This window comes from Rhizobium sp. BK275 (assembly GCF_014193555.1).
Lineage (GTDB): Bacteria > Pseudomonadota > Alphaproteobacteria > Rhizobiales > Rhizobiaceae > Rhizobium.
The window spans coordinates 35,132-53,316 of the sequence record NZ_JACHZL010000001.1 but is presented as its reverse complement, the minus strand read 5'-3'; the positions used below and the strand labels follow the sequence as shown (position 1 = coordinate 53,316).

Sequence of the window (18,185 nt, the reverse complement as noted above, 5' to 3'; positions counted from 1 at the left end):
TCGGCAATGACCATCGTGCCAATCCCTTGGCTTACGAGGTCTCCCGGGCTTTTGTCCCGCCGTGCACCCGGCGGGATTTCTCCCCCGCCGGTGGTGGCTCTCGGACCAGCCGCGCTCTCCGAGAACGCCGGAACCCTAGCCACCAACTCTGCCTCTATCGAAGCAAGCGTCATGCCAGGTCGTGTATCTGTTTGATTTTACTAGGATGACGTATGCTGTGTATTGGCAATGGTCGAAAAAGTGCATACCAATGCCTACAAAATAGGCAATTCGCTGGATCGCATTAGCGATATGCATAAAAATTAAGATTCTTAAGGCAGTCGGCGGCTATAAAAAATTGAGTTAGGAGATCATTCATTCGTTCGGCGATCTATGGGATATCTCTCGACTCCAGTTCCGGACAGCTTGGCTCGTTTCCGAAGGTGATCTCCTTGCGATCTCCGTTAATCGTCAGCCCCCTGAAGGTCAGCACATTCTCGTCACGATAGACGATCTCGCTTCGGTAAATGCCCGCGCGTATCGCTCTGTTTCTGGCTCGACTGACATTGCACTGCCCGATCGGCGGTGAAACATGCCAATTGGACGTACCTTGCGTGTCTGTTTGCCATCCCTGGGCTGAAGCCAGCGTCGAACCGATGAGCAACGCAGATGCTGAAAGTACAAATTTGGACGACAATCGAGATTTCACGACGTTACTCCGAGGCGATTCAGCTACCGATGCCTTTGCTATTATCTGAAATTGCTTGCTAGATCATTCAACGGCACGCAATCGGCTTTGACTTCTCAGGAAATGGTGAACAACCGCATTCGCAATCGGCAAATTGCGACGCCGGCCCGGAGAGCAGCCATTACCAATAGATCGCTGGCACGGCCAGCAAGCCGGAGAACGGAGGCATGACCGTGCTGCCAATTATTCGTTGCCGGAAATACGCGGTGGCACTTGCCTCTGATATGTGCCGCACCATGTCAGTGGTCTTAAGGTCTAGCTCAGGGAGGAACGGATGGCAATGAACGAAGACCGTCTCAGACAACGCGCCTATGAGATCTGGGAGCAGGAGGGTCGGCCTCACGGGGAGGACATGAAGCACTGGCTGCAGGCGTTTCAGGAAATCGCCGCGAGCACCGAGACCGGTGGTCAGCCGGTCAAGAAACCCCGGTCGAAGAAGGCTGGGGAGGCGGACGTAGCCCCTAAGGTAAAAGCAGCAGGCAAGTCCAAGGGCGGCGCCCAGAGCGTTCCGACGACGGCTCCGCCGCCGAAGTCAACTAAGATTGCCACAGGCGTTACCAAGCACTAACTGGGCTGCTTCCTGGCGGCCCATTCGACTTGGTTGAATGGGATTGAAAGAGCGGGGCGCCCTCGATGAGCGCCCTGCGATGAATTCTGATTGTCGAAAAGGAGATCCCGTGCGGTTTAGAGCGGTCTGACGTTTTCGGCCTTTGACTTGCCTGTCTTCCGATCCTGGCCGATATCGAAGGACACGTTCTGGCCTTCCTTCAGTGTACCACCGTATTGCAATGCGGATACGTGCACGAAAACATCAGCTCCGCCGTCGTCAGGCGTGATAAAGCCGAAACCCTTGTCGTTGTTGAAAAACTTTACTTTGCCAGTCGGCATGAGAATCCTCGTGTGCTTGCGGTTTAATCGCGCCGGCAATCTAGCGATCAGCTGTCGCGCGATCAACCCGATCTACCGGGAGCGAATGGGAAACAACGACCGGCCTTAGCCAGCACGCTCTGGTGCTGGCATGTGTTTGCATGAGCTGGAGGTTGGATAGAGCCTCTTTGGCTGGCAGAGAACGTTCCTAAACCTCGTGTCGTGTCTGGTCGTGCGTCCCACGCGCGTTCGTATTAATCGCCCTTCATTAGAGGGGCGCCGAAAGGCTTCCGGGTTGCGTTATGCGGATCGCGCTTGTCGTATATTATTGCTCTCAGGGCAAGCTCGGTGCGGTTCACCCTGCGTGCTGGTTTGCCCGAAGTTCCGCAGTTCCGGGTTGACATGAACTCGGCCGAGCACATAGTCTTTGCGACATTCACCAGGGGTGTCCCGGCAAGGGGCTGAGATACTGCTAGGCAATACGGCTTTGCCGATTGTGGGCGCAGTGACCCGTTGAACCTGATCCAGTTCATACTGGCGTAGGGACGGTGCAAGCGCTCGAAGACTTTGGATTCACGCGTAGAATCCATGCCGGCGTCTTTCCATCATTCCGGCTGATTGACTGGGTCTCCAACACCAACTTGGAGCCTCAAACCATGACCATTGCCGCAAAAAACCTCACTCCGACCGTTACCACCGGCCCGCTGCCGGCGTCGCGGAAAGTCCATGTCGCGGGGGATATTCACGCCGACATCCGCGTGCCGATGCGCGAGATCAGCGTGCATCCGACATCGGGCGAGCCGCCTGTTGTCGTCTACGATTCCTCCGGCCCTTATACCGCCGACGGAGCAGATATCCGCATCGAGCGGGGCCTGTCACAGCTTCGCCGCAACTGGGTACTCGCGCGCGGCGATGTCGAGGCCTATGAAGGCCGCCATCTGCGCCCCGAAGACAATGGCTTTGTTACCGGCGAGCGGTTGACACCGCAATTTCCTGCCAAACGTCAGCCGCTACGTGCCAGAGACGGCAAGGCGGTCACCCAGCTTGCCTATGCGCGCGCCGGCATCATCACGCCGGAAATGGAGTTCATCGCCATCCGCGAAAACCTTGGCCGCAAAGCGAAGGTCGAAGCCATAATTCGCGATGGCGAAAGTTTCGGCGCCCATATTCCGGATCATGTGACCCCGGAATTCGTCCGTCAGGAGGTCGCAGCCGGCCGCGCGATCATCCCGGCCAATATCAATCACCCGGAAAGCGAGCCGATGATCATCGGCCGGAATTTCCTGGTGAAGATCAATGCCAATATCGGCAATTCCGCCGTCACCTCCTCTATGGCAGAGGAAGTCGAGAAGATGGTTTGGGCGGCTCGCTGGGGCGCCGACACCGTCATGGACCTGTCGACCGGCCGCAACATTCACAACATCCGCGAGTGGATCATCCGCAACTCGCCGCTTCCGATCGGCACGGTACCGCTCTATCAGGCGCTGGAGAAGGTCGATGGGATCGCCGAGAACCTCTCTTGGGAGGTCTATCGCGACACGCTGATCGAGCAGGCCGAGCAGGGGGTCGATTATTTCACCATCCATGCCGGCGTGCGGCTGCATTACATCCCGCTGACTGTCAACCGCGTCACCGGCATTGTCTCGCGCGGCGGCTCGATCATGGCGAAGTGGTGCCTGCATCATCATCGCGAGAGCTTTCTTTATGAGCATTTCGAGGAAATCTGCGACATCTGCCGCGCCTATGACGTCTCCTTCTCGCTCGGCGACGGCCTGCGCCCCGGCTCGATTGCCGATGCCAACGACGCAGCGCAGTTTGCCGAGCTCGAAACGCTTGGCGAGCTGACGAAGATCGCCTGGGCAAAAGACTGTCAGGCGATGATCGAAGGGCCTGGCCATGTTCCGATGCACAAGATCAAGGAAAACATGGACAAGCAGCTTGCCGTCTGCGGCGAAGCGCCCTTCTACACGCTCGGGCCGCTGACGACCGATATCGCGCCGGGCTACGATCATATCACCTCGGGGATCGGTGCGGCGATGATCGGCTGGTTCGGTACTGCCATGCTCTGCTACGTCACCCCGAAGGAGCATCTCGGCCTACCCGACCGCAACGACGTCAAGACGGGTGTCATCACCTACAAGATCGCCGCCCACGCGGCAGACCTCGCCAAGGGACATCCAGCGGCGCGTGTCCGCGACGATGCGTTATCTCGCGCCCGCTTCGAATTCCGTTGGGAGGACCAATTCAACCTGTCGCTCGATCCCGATACCGCCCGCAGTTTCCATGACGAGACCTTGCCGAAGGAAGCCCATAAAGTTGCGCATTTCTGCTCGATGTGTGGCCCGAAATTCTGCTCCATGCGGATTTCGCATGACATCCGCGCGGAGGCGCAGAAGGAGGGGCTGGACGCGATGGCGGCGAAATATCGAGAAGGCGGCGATCTCTATATGCCGATCAACGGCAGCGCGCATCCGGCCGAGTGACATGCGCGTCCTCGTCAAAGGGGGCGGCGTCGCCGGCCTCACGGTCGCTCACGAGCTGTTTCGGCGCGGCGCTGAGGTCACGATCTCAGATCCCAGTCAGACTTTCAGCCGGGCAGCCTCCTGGCTTGCCGGCGGCATGCTGGCACCATGGTGCGAGCGGGAAAGTGCCGATGAAGCCGTACTCGAACGCGGCCGCGATTCCGCTGATCGATGGGAAGCGATTTCGCCGGGCAAGATCGTCCGCAAGGGAACGCTTGTCGTCGCACCGAACCGCGATGAGAGCGAGCTGAAGCGCTTCGCCGGCCGCACGACCGGCTATCGTTGGGTTGAGGAACGCGAAATCGCCACCCTCGAACCTTCTCTCGCCGGTCGCTTCAGGCACGGCCTGTTCTTTCCGCAGGAAGCGCACCTCAATCCCCGCGAAGTATTGCACGCATTGAAAGATGATCTGTCGGCAAAGGGCGTCACTTTTGCCGAAGAGATCGCCGATGACGGTGAATTCGCGGAAATCGTCGATTGCACCGGGGTGGGCCAGATCGGCCAGTGCGAGGAGTTGCGTTGTGTGCGGGGCGAAATGCTCTATCTGCAGACTGAGGAGGTCACCCTCGCGCGGCCCGTCCGCCTGCTGCATCCGCGTTTTCCCGTCTATATCGTGCCGCGCGGTAAAGGCCTGTTCATGGTCGGCGCGACGATGATCGAAACGGAATTCCAAGGGCCGATCACCGCCCGCTCGCTGATGGAACTGCTGAATGCCGCCTATGCACTGCATCCTGCTTTTGCCGATGCTGCGATTGTCGAAACCGGCGCCGGCATCCGCCCTGCCTTTCCAGACAACTTTCCCCGCGTGATGCGGGAGGGCAATATCATCATCCTCAACGGCCTTTATCGCCACGGTTTTCTGCTGGCGCCAGCGATGGCGGCTGAAGCCGCGGATCTGGTCTTTTCCGGACAGACGAAGCAAAGGAGCCCCTGATGCACCTGATCATAAACGGCGAACCCGAGACAATTGTCGCAACCACGCTGTCGCAGCTTCTGGCGGCACTCGATTATGAGGGCGAGTGGCTGGCAACCGCCGTCAACGGCGAGCTCATTCATCGCGAGGATCGCGACGATCACCTTCTGAACGACAATGACAGGATCGAGATCCTGGCCCCGATGCAGGGAGGCTGACCCATGCTTGATCTCTACGGAACCCAGCTCGGGTCGCGCCTCCTGCTCGGAACAGCGCGTTACCCCTCGCCAGACATCCTGGCCGAGGCTGTCAAGCGGTCCAGGACGGAGATCGTCACCGTGTCGCTACGGCGCGAAATGGCCGGCGGGCGCAATGGCGGCGCATTTTTCGATATGATCCGGGCGCTTGGTGTCCGCGTTCTTCCCAACACGGCCGGCTGCCACGGTGTATCCGAGGCCGTGCTGACGGCCAAGATGGCGCGCGAGGTGTTTCAGACCAATTGGATCAAGCTGGAGGTGACCGGCAATCACGATACGCTGCAGCCGGATGTCTTCGCCCTTGTGGAGGCGGCGCGCATTCTCGCCGCTGACGGCTTTGAGGTCTTTCCCTATACGACCGACGATCTGATAGTGGCGGAGCGCCTCCTGGAAGCAGGATGCAAGGTGCTGATGCCCTGGTGCGCCCCGATCGGCACCGCTTCAGGGCCGCTCAATCTTACGGCCCTTCGATCCATGCGCGCACATTTTCCCGACGTGCCGCTGATCGTCGACGCAGGCATCGGCCGTCCGTCGCATGCAACGACCGTGATGGAGCTGGGTTTCGATGCGGTCCTTCTCAACACCGCGGTTGCCGGCGCGGGTGACCCCGCGGCAATGGCGGAAGCCTTCGCTGGGGCAATTGAGGCCGGCCGACAGGCATTCGGCGCCGGCATGCTGGAGCCGCGCGACATGGCGGTTCCGTCGACACCCGTGATTGGAAAGGCAGTATTCGCGTGAAGCTCGATCCCTTCTATCTGATCGTCGACAGCGCCGCCTGGATCGAAAGGCTAACGCGTCCGCACCGGTGCGAGTGATACGCTTGAGACGCTGTTCGTCGTCACGTCTCGATTTTCAGGATCTCGGGACCGCCGGAGAGACGAATGCGGACCCCCGCGCACCACTTTCCCTTTCATGTCGTTGGTAAGGGTATGCCTCTTACAATTCGAACCACAGCTGCCGGAAAAGGTTCCACATGCGCCGGTCAAACGTGGCCAAGGCTGGAACTTTGGCGCCCGATCCATGTTGGACCTGCATGTTTGAAACAATCCTCAGATTGTGGACCGGTGAAGGCATTTGCCGGTCCTGACGGCCGAAGGAGGTCTTCATGTCGTTCACACTCACGAGTTCCGCATTCACGGACGGATCCACAATTCCAAACAAGCACACACGGCTTGGCGAAAACATAGCACCGCGCCTTGAATGGGCCGGAGCGCCGGATGAGACACGCAGCTTTGCGCTTATCGTTGAAGATCCCGATGCGCCAAATGGAACCTTCCGTCATTGGGGCGTCTTCAATATACCGGGCGATCGCAACGCGTTACCGGAAAACAGCAATATGGCACCGAATGGAGGGCCGCGTTTTTGCGACAATGATTTCGGCAATGGCCGCTATGACGGCCCACAGCCACCCAAAGGCCACGGCGTCCATCACTATCACTTCAGGCTGGCGGCACTCGACGTCCCCGCTCTGTCAATTCCGGCCTCGGCCGGCATCCAGGCGATGTGGCGAGAGGCACGGAAACATACGATCGCTGAAACCTCACTGACCGGCACGTTTGAACAAACGTAACCGGCCGCTGGCTCACCTTGCTCGGCTGACGGCCGTGCGCAGGAGGATATATTGGCTATTTATCGGCGCTTTCAAAAAGGTCTGGAAAAGCCGGGCGACATGGTCATCAAGCTCTATCATTCCGGTGACGAGATCCGCGGCTTCGTGCGCAAAGTGACTGGCCGGGGTAGGGACTACAGTGTTTTTCCCGGCGAGGAGATGGAACCGGCAGCCGCGCTTCAAATCGCCCGCAGCCACCTGCACGGGGCCAGTGAGATCCTCATCGAACTATCCGAGGGGGTAGAATGGGACGCACGATGGGGTGCATTGCGCTAGAACTGCGCCAGTTTCGACCGCCGGAGCGAAGTCGGGCCGAAATCGCCCGGGGCGAAGGGCCAGTGTCCGGGTGTCGCGATTATTCCTCCTGCCCGTCATTCGCCGCGAGGAAATCGCTGGTTCTCCTCCAAGACGTTCAGATCCATATGATTGCGCATATATCGCTCGGCGGCTTTCTGCAGTGGCTGATAGTCCCACGGATAGTAGGACCCCTGCCGCAATGCGGGATAGACGACCCACCGACGGGCCTGACTTTCGCGGATCTGCGCATCAAAGCCTGACAGGTTCCAACGGAGATGGACTTGAGAAAGCAGGGCGTCCAGCGTTTCCGCATGGGCTGGATCACCTGCGAGATTGGAGAGTTCGTGGGGATCGGCCCGAAGATCAAACAGCAAAGGTGGATCCTTTTCGCAGACCGTCAATTTGAAACGGTCGGCGCGGATAGCCACAAGCGGTGCAATCGATCCTTCAGCGGCATATTCCATCAGGACCGGACCATGTGCCTTGCTGCCGCCCAGGAGTTGGGCCAGATCCTCGCCATCCGTCCAGTGGGCAATCGCAGAAATATCAAGCCCGGCAAGGCCGGCAAGCGTCGGAGTGACATCAAGAGTGGAGACCGGCTGATCGATCAGGCCAGGCTGCCAGCCCGGTGCCGATATCATCAGTGGCACGCGCGCGGAACCGTCGAAGAAGCACATCTTGAACCAGAGACCGCGTTCGCCCAGCATGTCGCCGTGGTCGGACACGAACAGGATGGCGGTGTCTTCGCCCATCCGTGTGCGCTCCAGTACGTCAAGGATCTCTCCGACCTTCTCGTCGATGTAGGAGATATTGGCGAAATAGCCGCGTCTTGCCCTGCGGATCTGCTCGGCGGTGATGTCGAAAGCCTTGTAGTCGCAGGCTTCCAGCAAGCGCCTCGAATGCGCGTCCATCTCCTCGAACGACAGGGCCGGAACAGTCGGATCAAGGGCCGGGCAATCCTCGTAGAGATCCCAGAATTTGCGCCTGGCGACATAGGGATCGTGCGGATGGGTGAAACTGACGGTCAGGCACCAGGGACGCTCGTCTTGACGGCGCGACAGGTCATAGAGCTTGCGGGTTGCGTTATAGGCGACCTCGTCGTCATATTCGAGCTGGTTGGTGATTTCCGCGATGCCGGCGCCGGTTACCGATCCGAGATTGTGATACCACCAGTCGATCCGTTCACCGGGCTTGCGATAGTCGGGAGTCCAGCCGAAATCGGCCGGATAGATATCCGTCGTCAGACGCTCTTCGAAACCGTGCAGCTGGTCGGGTCCGACGAAATGCATCTTGCCCGACAGGCTGGTGTGATAGCCAGCAGACCGGAGATGATGCGCATAGGTCGGAATGTCGGAGGCAAATTCGGCCGCATTGTCATAGACTCGCGTCCGGCTCGGCAACTGGCCCGACATGAAGGATGCACGCGCTGGAGCACAGAGGGGGCTCGCCGTGTAGCTATTGGCGAAGCGGACCGAACGGGCAGCGAGTGCCCTGAGATGCGGCGCATGCAGGAAATCGGCCGGGCCGTCCGGAAACAGCGTGCCGTTCAGTTGGTCGACCATGATGATGAGAATATTGGGACGGGCCATGATATATCGACGCTGCTCAAGTTCGGGGGTGGGGGAGGTGATCTACGGATGCGTCCGCCACCAGTTCGTCTGAGGGAATCGGATGCCGCCGACGGGGGCTGGTCTGGCTCGGCGAGCGCCGATCAGATCCATTATCCTCTTCACAAGCGGCACTGGTCGTCGCATGACTGATCCTCTCGGCGGCGTGGGTCGCAGTTATCACCTCACGATAACCAGCTTGATGATTGCACGCTATCGCCTTGCCGACATCCGTTGTTCCGGGCGCTCGCTCATGCCTGTTTTCCAGGGGCGGACTTGCCGGCGACACCGGGGGTCGCAGCAAGACAGGCGTCGCGGAGCAGCGCGTGCATGATGCGGTATCGGCTGGCTTGTCGCCACCTCGGCAGTATCTTGCGAGCACGCGGAAGGATCTTCATGTCGATCGACCGACCGATGCCCACCGAAGAGAGCATTCTGGAGTTCCTTGATGTCTGCGAAGGCTTTTATCCGCCTGACGCAGTCGAGGCATCGATCGAGCAGCAACGCCAATGGTATGACGCACTCTGCGCGCGGTTCGACCATGCTCTGCCGCAGGGGATGGTCTATGCTGATGGCATGGTGCTGCGGATACCAATCCGCCGGTATCGGCCAAGGACAATAACCACATCAACCGTTCTCCTCTATCTGCACGGCGGAGGCTTTGTTGTCGGCTCGCTCGAAAGCCATCACTCGATCTGTGCTGAAATCGCCGATTTCGCCGGCGCCGAACTCGTTTCCGTCGATTACCGGCTGGCGCCCGAGTACCGCTGGCCGGCGCAGAGCGAGGATTGCTTCCTCGTCTTGAAGCATCTGCTGTCGTCCACCGGTGGCAAGGTCGTCATCATAGGCGACAGCGCCGGCGCCAATCTGGCGGCGGGACTCGCCATCAGGGCGCTGGAGGAGGCCCTGCCTGGTATCGCCGGCCAGGTCCTCGTCTATCCGGCGCTGGGTGGAGACCTGCAGAAGGGTTCCTATGTTGAAATGGCAAATGCACCGGGCCTGACCACGGCTGAAGTCGCCTATTATCGCCGCGTTCTGCAGGCACCGCTGCGCCATCCTGTCGCCGCGCCGCTTCACGCGGTATCGGTCGAAGGGCTTGCACCTGCCTTCATCACGGTTGCGCGGTTCGATCCGCTGCGAGACGATGGACGAGCCTACGCTGCCCGGCTTGCGGAGGCCGGCGTGGAAGTCTGGTTCCGGGAGGAACCGCAGATGGTGCATGCGTGGCTGCGCGCGCGCCACATGAGCGAAGGTGCCCAGGCAGGCTTCAAGGCGGTATGCGAGGCGGTGCGGCTCTTCGCGTCGCGCTGACGGCTACATCAGATCGCGGGCGATTGCCGTGTCGCCGAAATCCTTCTCAAAAATCTTTATTCCGCCTTCATGGGCAACGACTGAGGCGGCGATGATCCAGTGTGTTGCCGTGCAACGGATCGATGCTGTCGCAACCGTCGTCACTGACCAACCAGGACGCTGCATGTCGCAAGTCCAGGTCGAGGTGCCCGTCATTGATAGCGGATCGTTCGGCGCGATCGACCAGGTTTCCTCGCGTAGTTGCCGGGTGGAAAGACCGGTGCCGGGATGCTCGAAAAGGCCAGTATCCTCATGAATTTCATAGCGCGTGACGCCGGCCGAGAGATCGCGCACCACCTGCCGTTTTGTGGAGGCGGGTGCGTGTTCGATATATTTCGGTAGGGGATCGGGATTGTCGGGCTGCTTGATGTCGATGATCTCATGCGCGCCGAGCTTGGGCAAAGCTAGACCGATGGAGGCGATGTCGATTGTCAGCCCCGGATCTTCCGGCGGGGGCAGCACCATCGGCCAATAGGCCGTTGATAGCGACAGGCGGATACGGTGCCCCTTGCGGAAACGGTAGCCGCAGGCATCGAGCGTGATGGTAATAGTTGTCAGTTCCCCCTTATTCAGCGGCTCCGGTGCATCATTGCCATTGCGATGAGCGAGGTTGAGCAGACCAAAGGAGACGCGCGTTGCCGTGCCGTCTGGATGGACATCGACGAGCCTTGCGCAGAGATTGGCGGTTTCGGCGTCGCATCTCAACGTCAATGTGAGGGCCGGGCGTCCGAGATAATCATGGTCCTCTACCAGCGGCGCGGTCTGGAAGATCAACGATCCGGCGTCATCGAGGCGCTGATCGATCGCCAGTTCCGCATCCGGCTTCAAGGTGAACCATTCGCCCGAGGCCGTGCCCGTATCGAGCGGCGAGCGCAGATAAACAGGATGTTCCGGCGCATGTGGGATCGGCATGCCTTCCATCAAGGCACCGAACTGCTCGACATAGAAGCACTGCATGTCCGGCTGCTGCCAAATACGCTGGGCGATCCAGAAACCGGGGTCGAAATCGCGGCGCGTGGCGGGCTTTATGGCATCGAGAATATAGGCACGTAAGGATGGCATGGTCTCCGCGCCGTTGCGCTCGCCGCGCAGCCATCGGTTCCACCAGGCGATGGCTTCGCCATGAAAATCGACCCGCGGCTTCGGCCAGGCGAAATGCGGATACTTGTGGATCCATGGACCGATCAACGCCTTCGCCTTCTCGCCGAGACCCTCGACGGCCAGCAACGGCGTGTTGCGATAGCCATCCGCCCAGCCAGCGATGACGATGGCGGGGATATCAAAGCCCGCGAAATCTTCGCAGATCGACCCATGCCGCCAGAAATCGTCACGGCGCTGATGCTCCAGCCATTCTTCCATGAAGAAGGGTTCCTGCTCCAGGCGCTGCCGCCACATATCGCGCCATTCGTCGCCGACAATGGCCGGATCGGGGGAGCGCGATTGGTAGGCAAGCATGGTCGCCGCCCAGGAAAGCTGGGCAGAGAGATGGCAGCCGTTCTTGTAGTGGATATCGTCATTATAGCGGTCGACCGTGGAAGCGATTGAAATCACTGCCTTCAGCGCCGGGGGCTTCAAGGCTGCGACCTGCAGGCAGTTGAAGCCGCCCCAGGAAATACCCATCATGCCGACCGACCCGTTCGACCAGGGCTGTGCTGCGATCCAGGCGATCAGCTCGCAAGCATTGGCAAGCTCAAGCTCGGTATATTCGCCATCGATAATGCCGCTGGATTCGCCGGAGCCTCTGATGTCGACACGCACGCCGGCAATGCCGGCTGCCGCAAAGACCGGATAGGTGGATTCGTCGCGCAGGCTGGTTCCATCGCGCTTGCGGTAGGGCAGGAATTCGAAGACCGCCGGCACCGGGTCGCTCTCCGCGCCGTCGGGCATCCAGATGCGTGCGGCGAGCCGCGTGCCGTCCTTCAAGGTGATCCACTGATTTTCGATGGTCGTGAAGCTGCGGTCTGACATGGTCATATATCCAGAAGAGCTTCAGGCATTAAGCCACACACGGCTGCCGATGTAGCCGTTGGACATATCGTTGCCGATATCGTCGACATATCCCTTCAGCATTTTCGAAGAGGCCATGATGTAGTCGTTGAAGACGGGTAGGATCAGACCGCCATCGTCTCGCACCATAAGCGCCAATTGCCGATAAAGCACTTTGCGCTTGGCCTCATCGAGTTCAGACCTTGCTTGCAGAACCAATTTGTCGAAGTCAGGGCGCTTGAAACGCGTGTCGTTCCATTCTGCGGTCGACAGGTAGGAGGTGGAATAGCGCGAATCCTGGGTCGGACGACCGCCCCAGAACGAGGCGCAGAAGGGCTGCTTGTTCCAGACATTGGTCCAGTAGCCGTCTTCCGGTTCGCGCTTGACGTCGATCGTGATGCCGGCCTTGCCCGCGCTTTGCTGGAACAGGATCGCCGCATCCACGGCGCCCGGAAAGGCTGCGTCTGACGTGAGCAGCTGAATGGAGCGGTCGAGCCCCGATTTCTTGAAGTGGAAGGCGGCCTTGTCCGGATCATAAGGGCGCTGCTCGATATCGGTCGGGGCGAGGGCGTAATTGGAATTGACCGGATAGTCGTCGCCGATCGTTCCGTAGCCGCCCAGAACCTTGTCGAGGATCGCCTGACGATCGATGGCATATTTCAGCGCAAGCCGAAGATCTGCGTTGTCGAAGGGAGCCGTGTCGCAATGCATCAGGAAACAATAGAAGCCCTTGCCTGCATTCCGGAGGATGTCGACGGTCGGTGCTCGCTCCAGCATCGGGACGGTTTTGGGGTCGACATTGTTGACGAAATGGACCTGGCCGGAGGCAAGTGCGGCAACGCGGGCCGTGTTGTCGTTGATGACGAGGATTTCGACGCTGTCGACAAAGCCGCGGTCGGAGCGCCAATCCCCAGGGTTCTTCTCGAAGGTTGCGCGAACGCCCGGTTCGAAGCTTTTCAGAATGTAAGGACCTGTACCGATGGCCGCCGCAGGCTTCTCGAGGCCGCCCTTCGCCTGGATGATCAGGTGGTAGTCGGTCAAAAGCAAAGGCAGGTCTGCATTGCCTTCCGAAAGCGTCAAGACAAGGTCGCCCGCTTTTTCTTCAATACCGGTGATCGAGGCCATGAGTCCCAGAGCACCCGACTGTGAATTCTTGTCCGCATGTCGCTTCAGTGTCGCGACGATGTCGGCCACGGTCATCTTGCTGCCGTCGTGAAACTGCACATCGTTCCTGATCTTGAAAGTCCAGACGGATGCGTCCGCCGATGGCGTCCAGGACGTCGCCAACGACGGCAAGGGCGCACCGGTCTTGGGGTCGGATTCGACAAGTGTGTCGCCCCAGAGACGGCCAATGACGAACAACACGGAGGCGCTATAGGTCGCAGGGTCGAGCGTATCACTGGTGGCGCCACCCTTGAGGCCGAGTTTCAGATGACCACCGCGCTTTGCTTCCTGCGCGCGGGCATCGTGCGGCATCAGGAGGCCGGAGGTGAGGGCAGGCAAAGCGCCCAGCGCGACGGCACCGCCCAGGAAGTGACGGCGGCCTATACTCAGAGGTGCGGATTGATCCTTTTCACGTGTCATTGCAGTCCCCTTTTTCAACTCTATTAGAAAGGAACGTAGAGGTCAGGCTGCTTCACGCAATTTCGCGACTTGACGCATTTTTGAGCGAGTTTACGCTACTATGATTAAGTCGGAGCCGCCGATGCCTCACCTGGTCGAGAACCTCAAGATTGCCTGTGCCACGCAGCGTTCCATTTCGCATCTGTGCCGCGCGATCGATATTAACAGGCAGCAATTCAATCGATATATCAACGGCCAGACGAGGCCGTCTGCCCATAATCTCACGCGCATAGCTAAGTATTTCGATCTCGACGCAGCCGACTTTGGTCTCGCTCCCAGGCTCTTTCGCGAGCGGCTTCGCAAACCGACTCTAGATCTCAATCAAAGTTCCGAACTGTTAAAGGCGTTCCCAGGAGATCTGACCGCGCTCCGGCGCCATATCGGCTATTTCCAGACCTATCATCGCTCACCGTCCTGGCCGGGAATGGTTGTCTGTTCGTGCAGCCGCATTGTGGAGAAGGGTGGGCTTGTGCATGTCAAATCAATGGAGCGTCTGCGGGACCCTGGAAACGGCATCCAGCAGTTTTCGAAATATGTCGGCCTTGCGGCCTTCTATCGAAACCGGATCTTCATTACGGAGCGGGTCGTCGGCCCGAATCCGATATTGTCACAGACGATCCTCCTGCCCTTCGACGAGTACCAGCGCGTCTATCTGCGTGGAACGACAATGGGAGTTTCCTGGCGAAGGGAAAATCTCCCCTATGCATCGCGAATGATCTGGCGGCATATCGGCGCCGAGCCCGACCTGCGCGAGCTTCTGTCGCGCTGCGGACCACTGCCGCTGTCTTCACGCCAGCTGCCACCAACGGTGCGCTCATTCCTCGCAGATCCTTCCGCGGAAGTGTATGCGGTGCCGACAGAGTATTGAAGACACCGATTTGCGACGACGCCATCAGATCCGGATGAATGCCGGAAAATTTCGAGCCTTCAATTTCCAGCGCTTGCCATCTTCCGCGTCGTCAGTACCCGTTCCAGCCAGCCGATCTCCATCTCGGGTACGGATTTCAGCAGCAGGTCGGTGTAATCGTCGAAGGGCGGCGATAGCGCTTGGGATTTGGGACCGAAGCGGACGAGCTTGCCGCGATGCATCACCGCGACGCTGTCGGCGATGGCGCGCACGATAGCGATGTCATGGGTGATGAAGACGTAGGAGAGATGTTCTTCTTCCTGCAGCTTCAGCAGTAGTTTCAGAATGCCTTCGGCAACCAGCGGGTCGAGTGCCGACGTCGGCTCGTCGCAAAGTATGAGTTCCGGCTTGGCCGCGAGCGCGCGGGCGATGGCGACGCGCTGCTTCTGGCCGCCGGAGAGTTCGGCCGGGTAGCGGTTCAGGAAGCCGTTGCCCATCTCGATCTGGTCGAGCAATTCCTTCACGCGGTCCGTCTTCGCAGCTCCCCTGAGGCCGTAGTAGAAGGTCAGCGGCCGACCGATGATGTCACGCACGGTCTGACGCGGGTTCATCGCCGTGTCAGCCATCTGGTAGATGAGCTGGATGCGGCGCAGGTCGTCGCGTGGCCTGTGTCGGACGTCGGGCGTCAATGGCTTGCCGGCAAAAGAGATCGTCCCTGACGTGGGTGACAGGAGCCCGGTGACGACGCGGGCGAGCGTCGATTTTCCCGAGCCCGATTCACCGACGATCGCCAATGTCTGTCCCTTCGGTACATGCAGGCTGACATCGTTCAACACCTTGAAGCCATTGGAATATTCCGCGCTGATATTTTCGAACTTCAGCAGCGCATCGGACTGATCGGCGGCTTCGTCCCTCAGCGTCTGCCGGACGTTGACGAGCGCGCGGGTATAATCCTCCCGTGGTTTTTCGATGATCCGCTGGACACTGCCGTATTCCACTGTCTTTCCGTGGCGCAGCACCATGATGTCGTCGGAGATTTGGGCAACGACGGCGAGATCATGAGTGATGTAGAGAGCGGCCGTATGGGTTTCCTCGATCGCATGCTTGATTGCGGCCAGCACGTCGATCTGGGTGGTGACGTCAAGTGCCGTCGTCGGTTCGTCGAAGACGATCAGTTCGGGGTTGGAGCAGAGCGCCATGGCCGTCATGGCGCGCTGCAGCTGGCCGCCGGAAACCTGATGGGGGAAACGTTCGCCAAAACTTTCGGGATGGGGAAGACCAAGCACTTGAAAGAGGTAGAGCGCTCGCTTTTTCGCCTCCTGTTTGCTCATGAGCCCGTGTTTGACGGAAGCCTCAATCACCTGGTCGCCGAGCCGGTGGGCAGGATTGAAGGCGGCCGCGGCCGACTGTGCGACGTAGCAGACGCGGGCGCCGCGGATATGCCTGATGCCACTCCTGCCAAGGCCAAGAATATTGTCGCCATCGAGCAGCACCTCTCCGCCGGTGATCTCGGCGCCGCCTCGACCATAGGCAAGTGTCGAGAGCCCGATCGTCGACTTGCCGGCACCGGATTCGCCGATCAGGCCGAGCACCCGGCCTTTCTGCAAATCAAAGGAAACGCCGTCGACGATGGTCACGCGTTTCGGCGCTTCACCTGGCGGATAGCTGGTGGCTTCGATCTTGAGATTGCGGACGGAAAGAAGATCAGGCATCGCCACGCCCTCCCTTGAGGCTCGAGGTTCGTTTCAAAAGCCAGTCGACGACCAGGTTGACGCAGACGGCGAGGATGGCGATCGCGCTACCCGGCACGAGCGCTGCCGAAATGCCGAAGATGATGCCGTCCTTGTTGTCCTTGACCATGCCGCCCCAATCAGCCGATGGCGGCTGGATGCCGAGGCCGAGGAAGGAGAGCGTCGAGAGGAAGAGGATCGAAAAGGCAAACCGCAGGCCGAACTCGGCGAGCAGCGGCGTCAGCGTGTTCGGCAAGATCTCCCGGAAGATGATCCAGAGTTTTCCTTCGCCGCGAAGTTTGGCCGCCTCGACGAATTCCATCACAGCGACATCGAGCGCCACGGCGCGGCCGAGACGATAGACGCGGGTGGAATCGAGGATCGCCATGACGAGGATCAGGACGATGATGTTCTGTGGCAGGACTGCCAGAACCACGAGCGCGAAAATCAGCGTCGGGATCGACATCATCAGGTCGTTGAAGCGCGAGAAGACCATGTCGATCAGCCCGCGAGAGACGGCCGCCATGAAGCTCAAGATGACGCCGAGCGAAAAGGAGATGACCGTTGCGGCAAGCGCCACGAAAAGCGTCGTGCGCGCGCCGTAGATCAGCCGGGAGAGAATGTCGCGGCCGAGATTGTCGAGGCCGAAGACATATTGCGCGTCCGGCATCTGCCAGACGCTGCCGACGACCTCGGTCTCCCCGTAGGGAGCAATCAAAGGTGCAAAAAGCGCGAAGATGAAGGCGACGGCGATGCCGATCATGCCGATCCAGGCGGTGATGGGGATGTCTCTCAATCTCATCTTGGATGCCTCAGCCGGGGGTTGGCAATGATGGCGAGAATGTCGGCCAGCATGTTGAGGAAGATATAGACGGCGGCAAAGATCAGGCCGCAGGCCTGCACCACCGGCATGTCTCGTACCGTCACGGCATCGACCATGTACTGGCCCATGCCGGGATAGACGAAGACCACCTCGACGACGACCACGCCGACCACCAGATAGGCGAGGTTCAGCGCCACGACGTTGATGATCGGCGCAAGCGCGTTCGGTGCGGCATGCTTGACGATCGAGCGGAACGCAGAAAGGCCCTTCAGCTCGGCCGTCTCCATATAGGCCGACGACATGACCGAGAGGATTGCGGCGCGTGTCATGCGCATCATGTGGGCCAGCACGACGAGCACGAGGGTCGCCGTCGGTAGTGCGATTGCCTTCAGACGGTCTGCAAAGCCCATGCTCTCATAGACGGTTGCGGGAAAGGTGGCGACGCCGAACTTCACCGCAAAAAACATGATCAGCAGGTAGCCGATGAAGAATTCCGGCAACGAAATCGCCGCCAGCGAAATGATGTTGATGATCTTGTCGGGCAGGCGGCCCCGAAAATGCACCGAAACCATGCCAAGCCCGACGGCAAGCGGCACGGAGATCAGTGCTGCAAAGCCCGCCAGAAACAGCGAATTGCCGAGCCGCTTGCCGATCTGCTCGCTGACGGAGTTCTTGCTGGCCCAGGATGTGCCGAAATCGCCTTGCACGGCATTGCCGAGCCACTCGACATATCGCGTCGTCACCGGTCGGTCGAGCCGGAGATCCTTGCGGATATTGGCAACCGCCTGCGGCGTTGCCGACTGGCCGAGATAGGTCGTGGCAAAATCGCCGGGAAGGGCTTCCAGGCCGCCGAAAATGAGGACGGAGACGGCAAAAAGCAGGATGATGCTGAGCACGAAGCGCTCGAGAATAAGGGCAAGCAGCGGAAAACGCTGCCGGAACCTGAGGCCGGGCAGGATATTGCCGGAGGTTGGACTGGACATGATGAAGGCCTCGCGCTGAAACGTCAGGAGGACCGCGGGTTTTG

General features: G+C 59.8%; 17 protein-coding genes and 2 riboswitches. Of the genes, 9 read left to right on the top strand and 8 right to left on the bottom strand.

Features of this window, described 5'->3' with window-relative positions:
• Positions 1 to 38 precede the first annotated feature (38 nt).
• A riboswitch (guanidine-I (ykkC/yxkD leader) is annotated at positions 39 to 150 on the bottom strand.
• A gap of 220 nt (positions 151 to 370) precedes the next feature.
• Positions 371 to 676 carry a hypothetical protein gene (locus tag FHT82_RS30220; protein WP_246698063.1) on the bottom strand — a complete coding sequence of 102 codons (306 nt, stop codon included), beginning with the start codon at positions 674 to 676 and terminating at the stop codon, positions 371 to 373.
• 325 nt (positions 677 to 1,001) lie between these two features.
• Here FHT82_RS30220 and FHT82_RS00230 point away from each other — a divergent pair, with 325 nt between their 5' ends.
• The gene (locus tag FHT82_RS00230) at positions 1,002 to 1,295 is read left to right on the top strand and encodes a DUF2934 domain-containing protein (protein ID WP_183725182.1); all 294 of its coding nucleotides are present in this window, start codon (positions 1,002 to 1,004) and stop codon (positions 1,293 to 1,295) included.
• Positions 1,296 to 1,411: 116 nt separating this feature from the next.
• Here the strand turns inward: FHT82_RS00230 and FHT82_RS00225 are convergent, their stop codons facing one another.
• On the bottom strand, positions 1,412 to 1,615 hold the full coding sequence (locus tag FHT82_RS00225; protein WP_183725181.1) for a cold-shock protein: 204 nt from the start codon (positions 1,613 to 1,615) through the stop codon (positions 1,412 to 1,414).
• A gap of 410 nt (positions 1,616 to 2,025) precedes the next feature.
• Positions 2,026 to 2,158, top strand: a riboswitch (TPP riboswitch).
• A 92-nt stretch (positions 2,159 to 2,250) separates the two neighbouring features.
• Between FHT82_RS00225 and thiC the strand changes: the two genes are divergently transcribed.
• The 6 genes from thiC to FHT82_RS00195 all read left to right on the top strand — a co-directional run bounded on the left by thiC (position 2,251) and on the right by FHT82_RS00195 (position 7,171).
• Complete coding sequence (gene thiC / locus FHT82_RS00220; RefSeq protein ID WP_183725179.1) at positions 2,251 to 4,077, top strand: phosphomethylpyrimidine synthase ThiC; 1,827 nt, start codon at positions 2,251 to 2,253, stop codon at positions 4,075 to 4,077.
• A 1-nt stretch (position 4,078) separates the two neighbouring features.
• On the top strand, positions 4,079 to 5,050 hold the full coding sequence (thiO, locus tag FHT82_RS00215) for a glycine oxidase ThiO (RefSeq protein ID WP_183725177.1): 972 nt from the start codon (positions 4,079 to 4,081) through the stop codon (positions 5,048 to 5,050).
• Positions 5,050 to 5,247: a sulfur carrier protein ThiS gene (thiS, locus tag FHT82_RS00210; RefSeq protein WP_183725175.1), complete on the top strand. Its 198-nt coding sequence runs from the start codon at positions 5,050 to 5,052 to the stop codon at positions 5,245 to 5,247. The genes thiO and thiS overlap by 1 nt, the downstream gene beginning before the upstream one ends.
• A 3-nt stretch (positions 5,248 to 5,250) precedes the next feature.
• The gene (locus tag FHT82_RS00205; protein WP_183725173.1) at positions 5,251 to 6,024 is read left to right on the top strand and encodes a thiazole synthase; all 774 of its coding nucleotides are present in this window, start codon (positions 5,251 to 5,253) and stop codon (positions 6,022 to 6,024) included.
• 367 nt (positions 6,025 to 6,391) lie between these two features.
• Complete coding sequence (locus FHT82_RS00200) at positions 6,392 to 6,856, top strand: YbhB/YbcL family Raf kinase inhibitor-like protein (RefSeq protein ID WP_183725171.1); 465 nt, start codon at positions 6,392 to 6,394, stop codon at positions 6,854 to 6,856.
• Positions 6,857 to 6,907: 51 nt separating this feature from the next.
• Positions 6,908 to 7,171 (top strand): hypothetical protein, encoded by a 264-nt coding sequence (locus tag FHT82_RS00195; RefSeq protein WP_246698014.1) that lies wholly within the window; start codon positions 6,908 to 6,910, stop codon positions 7,169 to 7,171.
• 95 nt (positions 7,172 to 7,266) lie between these two features.
• On the opposite strand, the gene betC is transcribed toward FHT82_RS00195, so the two are convergent.
• On the bottom strand, positions 7,267 to 8,781 hold the full coding sequence (gene betC / locus FHT82_RS00190; RefSeq protein ID WP_183725169.1) for a choline-sulfatase: 1,515 nt from the start codon (positions 8,779 to 8,781) through the stop codon (positions 7,267 to 7,269).
• 414 nt (positions 8,782 to 9,195) lie between these two features.
• On the opposite strand from betC, the gene FHT82_RS00185 reads away from it, so the two are divergent.
• A complete protein-coding gene (locus FHT82_RS00185; RefSeq protein ID WP_183725167.1) occupies positions 9,196 to 10,110 on the top strand; it encodes an alpha/beta hydrolase in 915 nt (304 codons plus the stop codon).
• Between the two features lie 3 nt (positions 10,111 to 10,113).
• On the opposite strand, the gene FHT82_RS00180 is transcribed toward FHT82_RS00185, so the two are convergent.
• Positions 10,114 to 12,117, bottom strand: coding sequence for a CocE/NonD family hydrolase (locus FHT82_RS00180; RefSeq protein ID WP_183725165.1), 2,004 nt, complete (start codon positions 12,115 to 12,117; stop codon positions 10,114 to 10,116).
• Positions 12,118 to 12,138: 21 nt separating this feature from the next.
• Positions 12,139 to 13,719 carry an ABC transporter substrate-binding protein gene (locus tag FHT82_RS00175; protein ID WP_183725164.1) on the bottom strand — a complete coding sequence of 527 codons (1,581 nt, stop codon included), beginning with the start codon at positions 13,717 to 13,719 and terminating at the stop codon, positions 12,139 to 12,141.
• Positions 13,720 to 13,840: 121 nt separating this feature from the next.
• Between FHT82_RS00175 and FHT82_RS00170 the strand changes: the two genes are divergently transcribed.
• Positions 13,841 to 14,626, top strand: coding sequence for a helix-turn-helix transcriptional regulator (locus tag FHT82_RS00170; protein ID WP_183725162.1), 786 nt, complete (start codon positions 13,841 to 13,843; stop codon positions 14,624 to 14,626).
• A 59-nt stretch (positions 14,627 to 14,685) separates the two neighbouring features.
• Here FHT82_RS00170 and FHT82_RS00165 read toward each other — a convergent pair whose 3' ends face one another.
• Genes FHT82_RS00165 through FHT82_RS00155 form a run of 3 tightly spaced genes read right to left on the bottom strand, consistent with a single transcriptional unit; the run spans position 14,686 to position 18,141 of the window.
• Positions 14,686 to 16,317, bottom strand: a complete 1,632-nt coding sequence (locus FHT82_RS00165) for an ABC transporter ATP-binding protein (RefSeq protein WP_183725160.1) — start codon at positions 16,315 to 16,317, stop codon at positions 14,686 to 14,688.
• Complete coding sequence (locus tag FHT82_RS00160; protein ID WP_183725158.1) at positions 16,310 to 17,137, bottom strand: ABC transporter permease; 828 nt, start codon at positions 17,135 to 17,137, stop codon at positions 16,310 to 16,312. The genes FHT82_RS00165 and FHT82_RS00160 overlap by 8 nt, the downstream gene beginning before the upstream one ends.
• Positions 17,134 to 18,141, bottom strand: coding sequence for an ABC transporter permease (locus tag FHT82_RS00155; protein WP_183725156.1), 1,008 nt, complete (start codon positions 18,139 to 18,141; stop codon positions 17,134 to 17,136). Before FHT82_RS00155 ends, FHT82_RS00160 begins: the two co-directional genes overlap by 4 nt.
• Between the last annotated feature and the right edge of the window lie 44 nt (positions 18,142 to 18,185).